Below are 15,676 nucleotides of genomic sequence, written 5' to 3'. Positions count from 1 at the left end.
TATCGAAAACCACGCCGCTTGCCTGGCGAGGCAAGGGCGGGATCGGCGGATCGTAAGAACCTGCGCGGGGTTTGCGCAATGCAGGCCCACTGCACGAAAATGCGGGCCACTTCGACGCATGTTCGCCGCGAATAGAAGATTTAACCGTGCGGCGCGGTCTAACGCGATGGCATCTTCGTCGACGCCGACCCCCTCAATATATTGATTCTAATTGTAAATTCCGGGCGCATCCGGCGGCGCCGGGACGGCACCATTGCGCGGCGGTCACTTTGCCGGATCACCCCGTTGCGACGACCCCGTTGCGACGACCCCGTTGCGATGACCCCGTTGCGATCACCCCGTCGCGATCACTCCTTAGCCGGCTTGTCACGCACCCGCGCGGACTCGTGGCCCGTGATCCCTCGATCGCGCGCCCAGACAATCGCCGCGCTACGACGGTGCACGCCGATCTTGCTGTAGATCGTGGCCACATGATTGCGCACCGTATTGCGCGACAGCTTCAACGCCTTGGCGATGCCGTCGTCGTCGTGGCCCTGGCAGAGCAGGCCCAGCACTTCGCGTTCGCGCGTGGTCAGTTGCGCCAGTTCCGCCACATCGCGCGAGGCCGGCGCGGGCTGGCGCAACTGCGCCAGCTTTTCGATGATGCCCCGGCTGAACCACGACGTGTCCTGCATCACCGCTTCGATCGCGGCCAGCAGTTCGATCTCGGAGCGTTTGCGTTCGGTGATGTCCTGCATCACGATCAGCAGTCGGCGTTGCCCGCCGATCATCACGGGCTCGGCCGACACCAGGCAATCAAGCGCGCCGCCATCCTGTGTGGCCAGCGTGGCTTCGCGGTTGCGCGCGCTTTCGCCGCGCTTCAGGCTGGCGGCCATGCCTTCGTAGGGTTGCAGGCCTACGTCGGTCAAGGCCGCGCCCACGCTGTCTTCGGGCGATGCGCCGGTTACCGCTGCAAAGGCGTCGTTGATATCCAGCACGCGCAGCGTATCGCCTTCGCATACGGCCATCGGCACGGGCGCCAGCTTGAACGCCTTGGAAAAGCGCTCTTCGCTTTCGCGCAGCGCCATCTCGGTGCGTTTGCGCGCTTCCAGGTCGATGAAGGTGAACAGCATGCAGGGTTCGTCCTGCATGTCGATCGGTTGGCCGGCGACCATCACGAATTTGGCGCCGCCGTCCGCCAGCTTCACGACGCCTTCGCGCTGTGTAATGGTCTTGCCTTCGTTCAGATTGGCCACGGCCTGTTCTTTGTCGTCGCCGCCGTCCAGCACATCCAACTCGTACGCGGACTTGCCCAGCACGGTCTCACGCGTGTAGCCCGTCATTTCCAGAAAGCCCTGGTTGACCTTGACGTAGCGCAGGTCGGAAAGCCGGCAAATGAGGGCGGGCGCCGGATTCGCGCCGAAGGTGCGTTCGAACCGTTCTTCGGCGTTGATCTGCTCGGTCTGGTCGTGCAGGATCAGCACGCGATAGTCAGCGCCTTTGTCGCCTTCCAGGTTCAAGCCGCGTGCGCGCACGTTGCGCAGGAACTCTTCGTCATCCTTGCGGCTCAGGTCCAGCAGCAGATCGTCAAACGTTTCTTCAGCGGCCAGGCGGTCCAGCGGATATTGGCGCGCGGGTACGCGGTGATGGTTGCGGTAGGTCAGCGTGTAGCGCTTGCGGTAGCCGGCGGGCGTGCCGCCCAACGCTTCAAGATTGTCGACGCCGTGTAATTCAAGTGCGCTGTTATTGGCCCATGCAATTGAGCCGTCGGGTTCAAGCAGGATGATGCCTTCATTCAAACCCGCGATGATGGCTTGCAGGTGTTGGCGATGCGCGTGTGGCGCGGCGGCGTTTGCGGTCACGTAGGCCTCTTCGGTTCGCGTGGCGTGAGCCCACAGGATGCAGGGGCGCGGCAAAGCTGTCCAGACAGCAAAACGGACGAGTCTTAGCGGCGGGGTAAAAGGAGGGGAGAACGCACAAAATAACGCGCGGACAATGCGGGCGCTGAAATGCAAAAAGCCCCGGAATCCGGAGCTTCAATGTGTACTGCGACGATGCGTATTGCGATAGTGGGTATTGCGAGGATCTGTCGTGCGATCTTTCAAGCTGCATGCTGGCAAACACCAAAGTGCTTGGCGGAGCGGACGGGGCTCGAACCCGCGACCCCCGGCGTGACAGGCCGGTATTCTAACCAACTGAACTACCGCTCCGCAGCGGCTTACTCAACAACTTCAAACTTCATCACTACACTGCGGTGTCAAGGCAGCTTGTACTACGTGCCAGAAATCTGGCGTCCCCTAGGGGATTCGAACCCCTGTACTCACCGTGAAAGGGTGATGTCCTAGGCCTCTAGACGAAGGGGACCTGAACTAACAGAACTGCAAACAACTTTACTACGGTACTGCGGTACTGCGTGCTGGTGGAGGTAAGCGGGATCGAACCGCTGACCTCTTGCATGCCATGCAAGCGCTCTCCCAGCTGAGCTATACCCCCCAGGGCGCCCTGATGTTCCAAACTTCAAACAACAAGGTCTCACACTCTATAAAAGCAAAAAGCCCCGAAGACGGAGCTCTTGAAAGACTCAGAGCGAGAGCTTTTGGCGGAGCGGACGGGGCTCGAACCCGCGACCCCCGGCGTGACAGGCCGGTATTCTAACCAACTGAACTACCGCTCCGCAGCGGCTTACTCAACTACTTTGTCACTTCAACTGCACTTATCTACTTCTTTACTGCTGCCAGTGAACTGGCGTCCCCTAGGGGATTCGAACCCCTGTACTCACCGTGAAAGGGTGATGTCCTAGGCCTCTAGACGAAGGGGACTTGGACTTGCTGTACTGCATAACTGGTACTGCAACTACATTCTTCGCTGTTGACTGGTGGAGGTAAGCGGGATCGAACCGCTGACCTCTTGCATGCCATGCAAGCGCTCTCCCAGCTGAGCTATACCCCCGTTTCTCTAATCAATTCCTGCTACGTTTTACGGTAAAAACACACGTTTTATTGTGCGCCTTTTCGTAGTTCGTTGCCGGTTTTGTTTAGTGCCGTTGGCGAAGAAACGAGATTATGCACGAACAAAATCGGGTGTGCAAGTCGATCGCGGGCAAAAATCATAAAACGACAAAAAAAATAGGGGTGGGATGCCTTTTTCTGCTTATTTTGTGAGCGAAATCAGACCATCCAAGGCCGGGTGCTAGCTCGTGGATTCCAGAAAAATCAAAGGCTTGTGCGGATGCTATCGTGGGCGATAAAAAATTTTCGACATCCTGTGGCTTGCGCGTAAAAAAAGCCGCGCGACAACCTGAGAATTCCGGCATGAGCACAAAGACTTCGTTTCCCACCCGGCCCCTGGGCCGCAGCGGCATGCACATCACGCGTATCGGATTGGGCGCCTGGGCCATCGGCGGCAACGGCTGGGCGGTGGGGTGGGGGCCGCAAGACGACGCCGATTCCATCGCCGCGATTCGCCTGGCCGTGGACCGGGGCATCAACTGGATCGATACGGCGGCGGTGTACGGGCTGGGTCACTCCGAGGACGTCGTGCGTCGCGCGCTGGCGCAGATGGCGCCCGGCGATCGGCCCTATGTGTTCACCAAATGCGGGCTGACGTGGTCCACCGATAATCCGCAAGCGATGCCGCGCCGTACCGGCGCACCGGCCAGCATTCGCCGCGAAATCGAAGGGTCGCTGCGCCGGCTTGGCGTCGAGCGCATCGACCTTTATCAAATGCACTGGCCGGCCGGCGACGGCACGCCGCTCGAAACCTATTGGCAGGAACTGCTGAACCTCAAGCAGGAAGGCAAGGTTGGCGCCATTGGCCTGTCGAACCACAATCTGGCGCAGTTGCAGGATGCCCAGGCGCTGGGCCATGTGGATTGCCTGCAACCGCCTTTTTCGGCGATCCAGCGTGGCGCGGCGGCCGACCTTATTCCCTGGTGCGCGCAGCATGACGTGGGCGTGATCGTCTACAGCCCCATGCAGTCCGGGCTGCTGACCGGCGCGTTTACCGCCGAACGTGCCCGGGCGTTGCCGCCGGACGATTGGCGCGCGCGCAATGCCGAATTCACGCCGCCGAACCTTGCCCGCAACCTGGCGCTGGCGGATGCGATGAAACCCATCGCGGAACACCACGGCACGACGGTGGCTGCGGTCGCCGCGGCGTGGACGTTGGCATGGCCGGGCGTTACCGGCGCCATCGTCGGCGCGCGCAGTGCCGCGCAGGTCAATGGTCTGCTGGGCGCGGCCGAACTGGAATTGGATAGCGACGACTTGGACGCCATCGCCGAGGCCATTGAGCTGACGGGGGCGGGCGAGGGGCCTGTGCGCCCGCCGCAAGACAGCGGCAGGTTGCCCGAAAACCTGTTCGCCTAGGAAAACCAGCGGTCAGTTGGCGGGCCGGGCCTTGCGGTGGCCGCCAATGGCCGCGATAAGAATCAGGCCCATCAAGGCCAAAGCCAGTTTGTCGCCAAAGCGCGCATACGGGGTCAGCCCTGTCATGCCTTGCACCGATACCGGCAGCACGCCGGGCTGCAACGGAGCAAGCTGCGCCGCCACGTGGCCCTTGGCGTCGATAGCGGCGGTAATGCCGGTATTGGTGGCCGTCAGCATGGGCCGAGCGGTTTCCATCGTGCGCAGGCGGCCGATTTGCAAGTGCTGGCGCAACGCCCACGAATTGCCGAACCAGCCCAGGTTGCTGACGTTGACCAGGATGGTTGCGCCCGGCTCGCCATTGGCGCCCGGCTGTAGCGCGGGCAAGAGGTCGGGGCCGAACAGGTCTTCGTAGCAGATGTTGAACGCGATGTGCTGGCCGCCCACCCCGAACGGCGTCTGACGCGCCGCGCCGCGATCGAAATCGCCCAGCGGGATGTTCAGCATGTCGACAAACCAGTGAAAACCGGGCGGCACGTATTCGCCCCACGGCACCAGATGGCGCTTGTCGTAACGCATGGCCGTGCTGCCGGTCAGCAGTTGCTGGACCGGCGTGTTGCCGTCGAATCCCACCACGCTGTTGGTGTAGCTGTCGCGACCATTGACGCGGTCATGCAGCGGCACGCCCATCGCAATCGTCATGTTGCCGCGCGCGGCCACGCCACGCCAGGCATCCCAGATGCGCGGATCCAGCTGGTCCTGAAAAACCGGCATCACGGTTTCGGGAAGAATCACAAGCTGCGGCGCCGGCACGCCGGGCGCGGGCGGCAGCGCGGTCATTTCCAGATGGCGCACCAGGCTTTGTTCCAGCAGCGCGGGGTCGAATTTTTGCGATTGCTCGATGTTGCCCTGGATCAGCCTGACGTTAAGCGGGTCACCGGTGGGCGAAGACCAATCGATGCGCGACAGCGGCCAACCCACGGCGGCCAGCGCCACCGCGACGCCCGCCGCCAGGGCCTGGCGCGAGTCCATGGCCTTTTTGCGGGACGGCTGCCACAGGCTGGCGATGGCGGCGGCGGCGAACGCAGCCACAAAGGCCATACCGTGCACGCCAAGAATGGGCGCCCATCCCGCAATCGGGCTGTCCACCTGCGCGTAGCCGATGTTCAGCCACGGGAACCCGGTCAGCAAAACCGCGCGCAGCCATTCGAAGGCGGCCCACAGGGCGGCCCAGGCCAGCGTGGATGACAGCCTGCCCAGCGGCGTGGCGCCCGCCGTCAGCGGAACGTAGCGGCGCGTCAGCGCACTGGCGGTGGCGGGAAACAGCGCCAGGAAGGCGGACAGGGCCAGCACGCCGGCCACGGCCAGCGGCGCGGCCAGATCGCCGTAGCGATGCATGCTGATGAATAGCCAATACAGGCCCACCGCGTAGGTGGCAAAGCCGAATAGCCAAGCGCGGAGCCAGGCTTGCGTGGCCGACGGCGCGGTCAGCGTGACGCGCGCCGCGATGGCCAGCATCAGTATCTGCGTGATGGCCAGCGCCCAATCCGGCAGCGGGCCGGGTGCGAAGGTCAGGGCGTGCACGGCGCCCGCCAGCGTCAAGCCGGCGGCGCCGCGCAGGAGGATGCTGCGCGGGGTACGGCTCATGCGTCGTCGTTGGGGCGGGAGGATTGGGCAGGCACGTTGCGCTTGACGCGCAACCAGATGGCGCGGCGGGCGTCACCGCGAGCCACTTCCAGGCGCAGGCCGTCGAATTCGGCTACGTCGCCACGGCGCGGAATGCGGCCCAGCTGGCCCCCCATCCAGCCGCCCACGCTGTCGTATTCGTCGTCAGGCAACTGGCAGCCGAAGACCTCGTTGAAGTGCGAGATGTCGGTGGCCGCCATGACGCGCCACTGGTTTTCGCCTTCGGGGAAGATCTCGTCTTCTTCGGTTTCGTCGAATTCGTCTTCGATGTCGCCGACGATCTGTTCCAGCACGTCTTCCATCGTGACCAGCCCGGAAATGCCGCCATGCTCGTCAATGACGATGGCCTGGTGGTTCCGGCTGGCGCGAAATTCGTGCAGCAGCACATTCAAGCGCTTGGACTCGGGGATGAACACGGCGGGGCGGACCAGGGTGCGCAGTTCGATGCCGGGTTCCAGCATGCAGCGCAGCAAGTCCTTGGCCAGCAGGATGCCGATGATGTTGTCGCGATCACCCTCGTACACCGGGAACCGCGAGTGCGCGGTTTCAATGACGGAGGCCACCAGGTACGGGATGGGCTGCGTGACGTCCAGCAGGTCCATGCGCGAGCGCGGAACCATGATGTCGCCGACCGTGCCTTCGGACACGGCCAGCGCGCCCTTGATCATCTTGTAGGACTCCGCATCCAGCAGGTTGCGGTCGTGGGCAGCTTCCAGAATGGCCTTGATGCCTTCGCGGTCCTCGGGCTCTCGGCGCACAAGGGAAAGCAGGCGGTCTAGAAGGGATTTGGTGGCGGGTTTGGATGAGCGAGCAGAGGTCGCTTCAGGAGCAGGGTAAGGGTCAGACATCGTCCGGGAGGACAAGTTATGGAGGGGCCAGCATAACCGAAACTGGCGTGGGTTTTGTAACGACGGCCCTGAAAATGCGGGCAAACGACGACATCTGCGCGTTGCTTGACGCCATTTTTCGCCAGAAGCTAGGGGTTGACCCGAGGGGCCGCAAGCGGCATGCCCGAACGCACGGCGGCGTTGGACACACGGGTGGTCACGGCCTGCCGGGCCTGCCTAGTCGGCCGCCACGTACGGGTCGGCAATGCCCATCTGCGCCAGCGTGGCCGTTTCCAGGGCTTCCATGCGTTTGGCGTCGCGCGCCTTGATGTGGTCGTAGCCCAGCGCATGCAGCACGCCGTGAATCGTCAGGTGCGCGGCGTGCTCCAGCAGCGGTTTGCGCTGTTCGCGCGCCTCGCGCACCAGCACCGGCACACACATCACGATATCGCCGCGCGCCACACCCAACGGGTCCACGCCGTACTCGAAGGTGAGCACGTTGGTGGCGTAGTCGCGTTCGCGGAAATCGCGGTTCAGGCGCCGGCCCTCGGCCGCGCCGACCAGGCGCAGGCTGAGTTCCGCAGCCGAAAAATCCACCAGCCCGTCTTCGGCCGCCGCCGCCAGCGCACGCTCGGCCCACCGGCGCAGGCGCCAGCGGGGCAGGCGGGCTTCCTCGACCCCGTACTGCACGGACAGGGACAGATCAGGCTTCATTTTCAGAGGCGCGATCGTAGGCGTCGACGATGCGGGCCACCAGCGGGTGGCGCACGACATCGCGGCTGGTGAAGCGGGTGGTGGCGATGCCCTGAACGTCTTCCAGCACCTTGACCGCATGGGCCAGGCCGCTGTCCTGACCGCGCGGCAGGTCCACCTGCGACGGGTCGCCGGTGATGACGGCCTTGCTGCCGAAACCGATCCGAGTCAGGAACATCTTCATCTGTTCCGGCGTGGTGTTCTGCGCTTCGTCCAGGATGACGAACGCGTGGTTCAGCGTGCGGCCGCGCATATAGGCCAGCGGCGCGATTTCGATGGTCTGCTTTTCGAACAGGCGCTGCACCTTTTCAAAGCCCATCAGGTCGTACAGCGCGTCGTACAGCGGGCGCAGATACGGGTCTACTTTCTGGGCCAGATCACCGGGCAGAAAGCCCAGGCGCTCGCCGGCTTCGACGGCCGGGCGCGTCAGCACCAGCCGCTGCACCGTATCGCGTTCCATGGCGTCGATGGCGCAAGCCACCGCCAGCCAGGTCTTGCCCGTGCCGGCGGGCCCGACGCCGAACGTGATGTCGTGCTTCAGGATATTGTTCAGGTAGTCGCGCTGGCGCGGCGTGCGCGGGCGCAGGTCACTGCGCTTGGTGCGCAGCGCGATGCTGTCGCTGTCGTCGTCCAGGGCCGGCAAGGCATCGGCCTCGCGCACCTGGGCTTCCTGCGGCTTGTCTTCCTGGCGGCCAACGCCGATTTCCACCAGGCCCAGCTGGATGTCATCGATCGACAGGGCGCGGTGCACGGCTTGTTCGTGAAAGCGTCGCAAGACCCGGCCGGCCAATTCGGCGCGTTCGCCTTCGATGGTGACGCGGCTGCCGCGACGCGACAGGTTCACGCCCATGCCGTCGGCCAGCTGGCGCAGGTTCTCGTCCAGGGGGCCGCACAGATTGGCCAGGTGGGTGTTGTCGCCGTCCAGGTTGACGACGGCGGGCATGCTGCGACGGGCGCGGGAACGGGGAGTGGTCATTCGGCCTCTTGGGGAACGCGGTCTACATCGGCCACCCGGGCGCGCAACGAATTGGTGTGCGCTTCGGTGATGATGACGTCGACCATTTGTCCGATGAGCCGCGCGGGCGCGGCGAAGTTCACAATGCGGTTGTTCTCGGTGCGGCCCATCAGTTCGTTGGGGTCGCGGCGCGAGGGGCCTTCCACCAGCAGCCGCTGGCGGGTGCCGACCATGTTGCGGGCGATGCTGGCCGCCTGCTCGTTGATCAGCGCTTGCAGGCGCTGCAAGCGGCGCAGCTTGACGTCTTGCGGCGTGTCGTCCGTGAGGTCGGCGGCGGGCGTGCCCGGCCGGCGCGAATACACGAACGAGAACGAGGTGTCGAAGCCGACGTCTTCGATCAGCTTCATGGTTTTTTCGAAGTCTTCTTCCGTTTCGCCGGGAAAGCCCACGATGAAGTCGGACGACAGCGTCAGGTCGGGGCGGGCCGCGCGCAGGCGCCGCACCACCGACTTGAATTCCAGCGTGGTGTAGCCGCGCTTCATGCCGGCCAGCACGCGGTCGCTGCCGGCTTGCACGGGCAGGTGCAGGAAGGACACCAGCTTGGGCAGGCGGGCGTAGGCGTCCACCATGCGCTGGGTCATTTCCTTGGGGTGCGACGTGGTGTAGCGGATGCGTTCGATGCCCGGGATTTCGTGCACGTATTCCAGCAGCATGGCAAAGTCGGCGATCTCGTCCGAGCCTTCCATCTTGCCGCGGTACGCGTTCACGTTCTGGCCCAGCAGGGTCACTTCCTTCACGCCCTGATCGGCCAGGTCGGCCACTTCGATCAGCACGTCCTCGAAGGGGCGCGACACTTCCTCGCCGCGCGTGTACGGCACGACGCAGAAGCTACAGTATTTGCTACAGCCTTCCATGATGGACACGAACGCCGTGGCGCCGTCCACGCGCGGGGGCGGCATGTTGTCGAACTTTTCGATTTCCGGAAAGCTGATGTCCACCTGCGACCGGCCCTCGGCGCGGCGGCGCGCGATCAGGTCGGGCAGGCGGTGCAGCGTCTGCGGGCCGAACACCACGTCGACATAGGGCGCGCGCTTGACGATGGCCGCGCCTTCCTGGCTGGCCACGCAACCGCCCACGCCGATCACCAGGTTGGGATTGGTTTTTTTCAGGTGCTGCACCCGGCCCAGGTCCGAGAACACCTTTTCCTGCGCCTTTTCGCGCACCGAACAGGTGTTGAACAGGATGACGTCGGCTTCTTCCGGGTTGTCGGTCAGTTCCAGGCCCTGGTCGCCGCGCAGCACGTCGGCCATCTTGTCCGAGTCGTACTCGTTCATCTGGCAGCCAAAGGTGCGGATGTACAGCTTGCGGGGGGAACCGGTGCCCGCGTCGGCGGCGGCAGTGTCCGGAAGGGCGGCGGCGGCGGAATCGCCGGCGCTGGGCGCGTTGGCGCGCTTGAGGGAGGTAGCTTGCATGAGTGTCGCCGTAACGGGTGTAGATCCCGGGGGCTGAAAGGGGTGGAAAGGCGGAATTTTAACCTTTGCCGGAAAATTGTTTCTTGGCCCCGCGGGTACGTCGCCGTTACGATAGCGAGCCGGCTCGATTCCCGCCGCAAGTAATATTCCCGTTTCCCCTTAAGCGTTCCTCTTTTCCCGTAAGCGGCACCGATGACACCGAACCCCCTGACGCCCCAGGCCGCCGCCTCCGTGCCCCCTGCCGCGCCCGGCCCCTCCGCCCAAAACCAGATCCGCAACCCATTTTCCTGGACGCCCTGGCTGTTGCTGGCCGCGGCCCTGGCGTTGCTGGCCGGCGCGAGTGCGCGCTGGGTGGACCTGCCCCTGGCCATCTGGATCAAGCAGTCGGTGTCCGCCGGCGTGAACGAATCTTTTGAATGGGTGGGCGAATTGGGCGAAAGCGGCCCGTATATCGGCGTGGCGCTGGCTTTCTACGTGGTGGGCTTGATCGGCCTGACGCGTGGCTGGCGCAACCCGCTGCGCATGAGCTATTCCAGCATGGCGCGCGGCAGCTTGCTGATGCTGTCGACCATGGCCGTGGGCGGGGTGGTCGTGTTGTTGCTCAAGCGGTCGGTCGCGCGTGCGCGTCCCGAGTTGTTCTTCGAAAAGGGCATCTACGGGCTGGGCGAATCGTTTTCACGCGCGCAGCAGTTCAATTCCTTTCCGTCCAGCCACACCTATGCGGCCTTTGCCGTGGCCGTGGTGCTGAGCATCCTGGCGCCGCGCTGGCGCGTGGTGTTTCTGCTGCTGGCCGCGTTGGTGGCGATGAGCCGGCTGGTCAACCTGGACCACTACCTTTCCGACGTGATGACTGCGGCGGGCATCGCGGTGCTGGTAGGACATCTGCTGGCGCCCCGCGTGTTGGGCAGCCAGTATCAATGGCCGCTGCGCGCGCCTTGGCGTTGGTGGAAGAAAGCTTGAACCCTGGCGCTCGTCAAACAAGGGCCGCGATAACATCGCGGCCCTTTTTTTATCGCGCATCGCTTATGCAAAGTTGACGACCACGCGTCGATTCGTGCGGCTTTTCTTTTCGATCTTGGCGATGGTCACCGAGCCGATTTCGCCGGTGTTGCGCACGTGGGTGCCGCCACAGGGCTGGCGATCCACCCCGGGGATATCCACAATGCGGATCTTGGCCGTGCCCGTCGGGGGCGCCGCGCCCACCGTGCGCACCAGGTCGGGCTGCGCGGCCAGTTCTTCCGGGGTGATGCCGGTGACGGTGACGTCCAGGCCACGGTTGATCAGCGCATTCAGGCGCTCGGTCAGCTCGGCCTTTTCCAGGGTGGATTCGGGCAGGTCGAAATCGATGCGGGCGGAGTCGGCCGAGATGCTGCATCCGGTCACGGGGGCGGGCACCAGCGCGCCCAGCAGGTGCAGACAGGTGTGCAGCCGCATCAGGCGATGGCGGCGCGGCCAGTCGATGGCCACGGTGACGCGGTCGCCCACTTGCGGGGGCGCGTCGCCGTCGGCCAGGCTCAGCACGTGCAGGATGCGCTGGCGGTCGTCCGCGTAGACCGTGTCCGCCAACGTCAGCACGCGTCCGTCCGTCAGCGTCACCGTGCCGCTGTCCCCCGCCTGCCCGCCGCTACGCGCATAGCAAACGGTCTCGTCCAGCTCGACGCCTTCGGGGCTGACGGCTGTGATGGTGGCCTGGCATTGGTCCAGATAGGGTTCGTCGTCGAAACGTTTGCGGGTGGCTGTGGCTGTGGCGGTGGCTGTCATGCGGGGTCTCCGGTTTGAATGCGATGTGCGGGCGGTTACGCCAGGGTCTTCTGCCCTTGCGGCGTGTCGATCAGCGCGGTCAGGCGCGGCTGCCCGTCGGTTTGTTCCAGGTCGATCAGGGTGTCCGCACCCATCCAGGTCAGCCCCTGGCGCAGCAGGCCGGCCTGCGGGTGGCATCCCGTCAGGCGCACCAGCGTCAACGGTTGCGGCGGCAGGCTGACGCCAGGGTAGGCGTCCACATCCCATTGGATCAGCGTAGGCAGCAAGCCGTCGCCGGCCGTGTGACCCGCTTCGCGCCACGCCGGCAGGCTGCCGTCGTCCGGCACCGTCAAGCGCCAGCGCAGATCACCGCGCGTCATGGGGATGACGGGGGCGATACGTTCGGGGTGTTCGGCCTGCATGCGCGTCAGGTCCAGCGGCGCTTGAACGCGCGCGGCCCAATGCGCCAGGAAAGGGCCCTGTTGCAAGCGCGCGCGCATGTCGCCCTGGTCCAGCCCGAACCAGCGCGGCCGCTCGGGTGCGGGCGCGTCCGGGTCAATGGCGATGACCTCCAGATACATGCCGCCCGCCATGCCCAGCACGCGGTTGTGGGTGCCCATGCGCGGATGCGCGCCGCCGCCTTGTGGCGCGATGCCCAGCAGCCCGGCGACATATTCCGTACCGCTGGCAAGGTCCGCCGCGGCGATGACGAGATGATCAATGGTGAGTTTCATGGGGACCTATGGTAGCGAATGCCGGCGGATTCGTACCCGCATGAATATATCTGTTCGGATATAACCGTCAATACGCCCCGCAGCGAGAACGGCGAAGGTAAGCACTTGGGGCCAACGCGGCTATTCGTAGCGGCCGCGGATTGTCGACGTGCCTTGCACGCCGCCCCAAAAGCAAAAACCCGTCGCGCATGCGACGGGTTTTTGTTTGCAGCCCGACCGGGATCGGGACCGGGACCGGGATGGGGGGTCAGCGGGCGGGAATCAGGCGACTTCGCCTTCTTCGCCTTCCTTCTTGACCGGCTTGATCAGGTCTTCGCGCTTGACGCCCATCCACATGGCCAGCGCGGCAGCGACGAACACCGACGAATAGATGCCGAACCAGATGCCGATGGTCAGCGCCATGGCGAAGTAGTGCAGGCTGGGGCCGCCGAAGAACAGCATGGCCAGCACCATCATCTGCGTCGAACCGTGGGTGATGATGGTTCGCGAAATGGTCTGGGTGATGGCGCTGTTGATGACTTCGGTGACGTCTGCCTTGCGGTACTTGCGGAAGTTCTCGCGGATACGGTCCATGATGACGACCGATTCGTTCACGGAGTAACCCAGCACTGCCAGCACCCCCGCCAGCACCGCCAGCGAGAACTCCCATTGGAAGAACGCGAAGAAGCCCAGGATGATCACCACGTCGTGCAGGTTGGCGATCACGCCGGCGACGGCGAATTTCCATTCGAAGCGAAAGCCCAGGTACACCATGATGCCGATGACCACGACAAGCAGGGCCATCAGGCCGTTGTGCAGCAGTTCCTGGCCCACCTGCGGCCCGACGAATTCCACGCGGCGCAGTTCGACGCTGGAATCGGCCGTCTTCAGCGCGGCCAGCACGCTTTCGCTTTGCGTGGCCGACGTTTGGCCTTCCTGCAGCGGCAGGCGGATCATGACGTCGCGCGAGGTGCCGAAGTTCTGCACCTGGAAGTCGGAGTAGCCCAGCTTGGACACCACGCCGCGCACGTTTTCCAACTGCGCCGTCTGGGCGTAGTTGACTTCCATGACCGTGCCGCCGGTGAATTCGATCGACAGGTGAAAGCCCCGCGTGACGATGAAGAAGATCGCCAGCACGAACGTGACGAGACTGATGATGTTCAGCACCAATGCATGGCGCATGAACGGGATGGTGCGGTGAATACGGAAAAATTCCATTTTTCGCCTTCGGTTCTTTTTATGGCGGACGGCTGTGGGCCGTCCGCCTTATTGTCAGTTTGCCTTCGGTTTCCAGATCTCGCCGATGGAGATCGAAGAGAGCTTCTTCTTGCGGCCGTAGTACAGGTTGGCCAGCGCGCGCACGCCCACCACCGACGAGAACATCGACGTCAGGATGCCCAGGCAATGCACCACCGCGAAGCCCCGGATCGGGCCCGAACCGAAGGCCAGCAGCGCCAGGCCGACGATGAGCGTCGTGAGGTTCGAGTCAAGAATCGTGCCCCAGGCGCGTTCGAAACCTTGGTGGATGGCCTGCTGCGGGGTTGCCCCGGCGCGCAGTTCTTCCCGTATCCGCTCGTTGATCAGCACGTTCGAGTCAATGGCCATGCCCAGCGTTAGCGCGATAGCGGCAATACCCGGCAAGGTCAGCGTGGCTTGCAGCATGGACAGCAGCGCCAGAAGCAGCAGCACGTTCAGCGTCAGGCCCACCGTGGAGAACACACCGAACAGGTGGTAGTACAGGATGATGAAGACGGCGATGGCCAGGAAACCGTACAGCGTCGAATGGAAACCCTTCGAGATGTTGTCGGCGCCCAGGCTCGGGCCGATGGTGCGTTCTTCGATGATCGACATCGGTGCGGCCAGCGCGCCGGCGCGCAGCAGCAGGGCGGTGTCGGCGGCTTCTTCGGAGCTCATGCTGCCCGAGATCTGCACCTGGCCGCCCGCGATTTCGCTGCGGATGACCGGCGCGGTGACCACTTCGCCCTTGCCGTTTTCAAACAGCAGGATGGCCATGCGCTTGCCGATGTTGTCGCGCGTGACGTCGCGGAAGATGCGCGCGCCCTTGGAGTCCAGCGTCAGGTGGACCGCGGCTTGTTGGGTTTGCGAATCACGGCCCGGCTGCGCGTCTTGCAGGTTTTCACCCGTCAGCACGACCTGGCGGCGAACCAGGATCGGACGGCCGTCGCGGTCGTTGTAGCGTTCCAGGCCAAAGGGCACGGTGCCGCCCAGCAGCGCGGCTTGCGCGGTGGGGGTGTCGTCGACCATGCGGATTTCCAGCGTGGCGGTGCGGCCCAGCAGTTCCTTGGCCTTGGCCACGTCCTGCACGCCGGGCAGTTGCACCACGATGCGGTCCGCGCCTTGTTGCTGGATGACCGGTTCGGCCACGCCCAGTTCGTTGATGCGGTTGTGCAGGGTGTTGATGTTCTGCTTCAGCGCGGAATCCTGCACGCGCTGGACGGCGGCCGGGTTCAGGGCGCCCAGCAGCACTTGCTTGCCGCCTTCTTCGCGTTCCGTGAATTCCAGGTCGGGCAGGCGGGTGCGCAGGGTGGCGATGGCGCGGTCACGGTCGTCGGTGTTGGCGAACGTGGCGGCAACGCCCATGCCCGAGCGCTCGACGCCGGCCACGTTGACCTTTTGGTCACGCAGCACCGAGCGCACGTCGGCGGCCAGGGAGTCGTAGCGGGCGGTCAGCGCGCCTTGCATGTCCACTTGCAGCAGGAAGTGCACGCCACCGCGCAAGTCCAGGCCCAGGTACATGGGCTTGGGGGCGAACCAGCCCATCGCGCGCATCCAGGCGGGCGAGGCGGGCAGCAGGTTCAGCGCCACGGTGTAGTGCGGGTCGCCGGCAACGGTGTTCAGGGTTTTGTCGAGCAGGTCGCGCGCCTGCAATTGCAGGTCGGTCGAGGGGAAACGGGCGCGCACGGTGCCGAGCGTGCCGTTTTGTTCGTAGAAGACGCCTTCGTTCGGAATCTTGGCGTCGGTCAGGATTTGATCGACCCGGTTCAACATCGCCGCGTCCACCTTGATGGTGGCCTTGGCGCTGGAAACCTGGACCGCGGGCGACTCGCCGTAGAAATTCGGAAGCGTGTACAAGAGGCCAATGATGACCGCGATCAGGACCGTAATGTACTTCCAGAGGGGATAGCGGTTCATTGCCGGCTACTTCATGTCAGGGTGATAAAAGGGC

The 15,676-nt window shown here is 64.3% G+C and carries 12 protein-coding genes and 6 tRNA genes; 2 read left to right on the top strand and 16 right to left on the bottom strand.

Annotated features, from left to right (window positions below):
* Positions 1-347: 347 nt before the first annotated feature.
* The 7 genes from DVB37_RS21820 to DVB37_RS21790 form a co-directional block, all read right to left on the bottom strand.
* A complete protein-coding gene (locus DVB37_RS21820; RefSeq protein WP_120157598.1) occupies positions 348-1,841 on the bottom strand; it encodes a helix-turn-helix transcriptional regulator in 1,494 nt (497 codons plus the stop codon).
* A 271-nt stretch (positions 1,842-2,112) separates the two neighbouring features.
* Positions 2,113-2,189: transfer RNA gene (locus tag DVB37_RS21815), tRNA-Asp, on the bottom strand.
* A gap of 78 nt (positions 2,190-2,267) precedes the next feature.
* Positions 2,268-2,343: transfer RNA gene (locus tag DVB37_RS21810), tRNA-Glu, on the bottom strand.
* A 53-nt stretch (positions 2,344-2,396) separates the two neighbouring features.
* A tRNA-Ala gene (locus tag DVB37_RS21805) sits at positions 2,397-2,472 on the bottom strand.
* A 104-nt stretch (positions 2,473-2,576) separates the two neighbouring features.
* Positions 2,577-2,653: transfer RNA gene (locus DVB37_RS21800), tRNA-Asp, on the bottom strand.
* A gap of 69 nt (positions 2,654-2,722) precedes the next feature.
* Positions 2,723-2,798 (bottom strand) — tRNA-Glu (locus DVB37_RS21795).
* A 54-nt stretch (positions 2,799-2,852) separates the two neighbouring features.
* Positions 2,853-2,928, bottom strand: a tRNA-Ala gene (locus DVB37_RS21790).
* Between the two features lie 362 nt (positions 2,929-3,290).
* Here DVB37_RS21790 and DVB37_RS21785 point away from each other — a divergent pair.
* Positions 3,291-4,346: an aldo/keto reductase gene (locus tag DVB37_RS21785; protein WP_120156752.1), complete on the top strand. Its 1,056-nt coding sequence runs from the start codon at positions 3,291-3,293 to the stop codon at positions 4,344-4,346.
* Positions 4,347-4,358: 12 nt separating this feature from the next.
* Here DVB37_RS21785 and lnt read toward each other — a convergent pair whose 3' ends face one another.
* The 5 genes from lnt to miaB all read right to left on the bottom strand — a co-directional run bounded on the left by lnt (position 4,359) and on the right by miaB (position 10,036).
* Positions 4,359-5,990, bottom strand: a complete 1,632-nt coding sequence (lnt, locus tag DVB37_RS21780; protein WP_120156751.1) for an apolipoprotein N-acyltransferase — start codon at positions 5,988-5,990, stop codon at positions 4,359-4,361.
* Positions 5,987-6,877: an HlyC/CorC family transporter gene (locus DVB37_RS21775; protein WP_046805235.1), complete on the bottom strand. Its 891-nt coding sequence runs from the start codon at positions 6,875-6,877 to the stop codon at positions 5,987-5,989. Before DVB37_RS21775 ends, lnt begins: the two co-directional genes overlap by 4 nt.
* Positions 6,878-7,093: 216 nt before the next feature.
* Positions 7,094-7,570, bottom strand: a complete 477-nt coding sequence (ybeY, locus tag DVB37_RS21770) for an rRNA maturation RNase YbeY (protein WP_046805236.1) — start codon at positions 7,568-7,570, stop codon at positions 7,094-7,096.
* The gene (locus DVB37_RS21765; RefSeq protein WP_120156750.1) at positions 7,560-8,585 is read right to left on the bottom strand and encodes a PhoH family protein; all 1,026 of its coding nucleotides are present in this window, start codon (positions 8,583-8,585) and stop codon (positions 7,560-7,562) included. The genes ybeY and DVB37_RS21765 overlap by 11 nt, the downstream gene beginning before the upstream one ends.
* A complete protein-coding gene (miaB, locus tag DVB37_RS21760) occupies positions 8,582-10,036 on the bottom strand; it encodes a tRNA (N6-isopentenyl adenosine(37)-C2)-methylthiotransferase MiaB (RefSeq protein WP_120156749.1) in 1,455 nt (484 codons plus the stop codon). Before miaB ends, DVB37_RS21765 begins: the two co-directional genes overlap by 4 nt.
* 192 nt (positions 10,037-10,228) lie before the next feature.
* Between miaB and DVB37_RS21755 the strand changes: the two genes are divergently transcribed.
* Positions 10,229-10,996, top strand: coding sequence for a phosphatase PAP2 family protein (locus DVB37_RS21755; RefSeq protein ID WP_120156748.1), 768 nt, complete (start codon positions 10,229-10,231; stop codon positions 10,994-10,996).
* Between the two features lie 63 nt (positions 10,997-11,059).
* On the opposite strand, the gene DVB37_RS21750 is transcribed toward DVB37_RS21755, so the two are convergent.
* The 4 genes from DVB37_RS21750 to secD form a co-directional block, all read right to left on the bottom strand.
* Positions 11,060-11,797: an alanyl-tRNA editing protein gene (locus DVB37_RS21750; protein ID WP_120156747.1), complete on the bottom strand. Its 738-nt coding sequence runs from the start codon at positions 11,795-11,797 to the stop codon at positions 11,060-11,062.
* 35 nt (positions 11,798-11,832) lie between these two features.
* The gene (locus DVB37_RS21745) at positions 11,833-12,510 is read right to left on the bottom strand and encodes a VOC family protein (RefSeq protein WP_120156746.1); all 678 of its coding nucleotides are present in this window, start codon (positions 12,508-12,510) and stop codon (positions 11,833-11,835) included.
* A gap of 261 nt (positions 12,511-12,771) precedes the next feature.
* Positions 12,772-13,707 carry a protein translocase subunit SecF gene (secF, locus tag DVB37_RS21740; RefSeq protein WP_120156745.1) on the bottom strand — a complete coding sequence of 312 codons (936 nt, stop codon included), beginning with the start codon at positions 13,705-13,707 and terminating at the stop codon, positions 12,772-12,774.
* A 54-nt stretch (positions 13,708-13,761) separates the two neighbouring features.
* On the bottom strand, positions 13,762-15,642 hold the full coding sequence (secD, locus tag DVB37_RS21735; RefSeq protein ID WP_046804351.1) for a protein translocase subunit SecD: 1,881 nt from the start codon (positions 15,640-15,642) through the stop codon (positions 13,762-13,764).
* Between the last annotated feature and the right edge of the window lie 34 nt (positions 15,643-15,676).

It is taken from the genome of Achromobacter sp. B7 (assembly GCF_003600685.1).
Classification (GTDB): Bacteria; Pseudomonadota; Gammaproteobacteria; order Burkholderiales; family Burkholderiaceae_B; genus Achromobacter; species Achromobacter spanius_B.
This window is presented reverse-complemented; position numbering and strand designations above follow the sequence as displayed.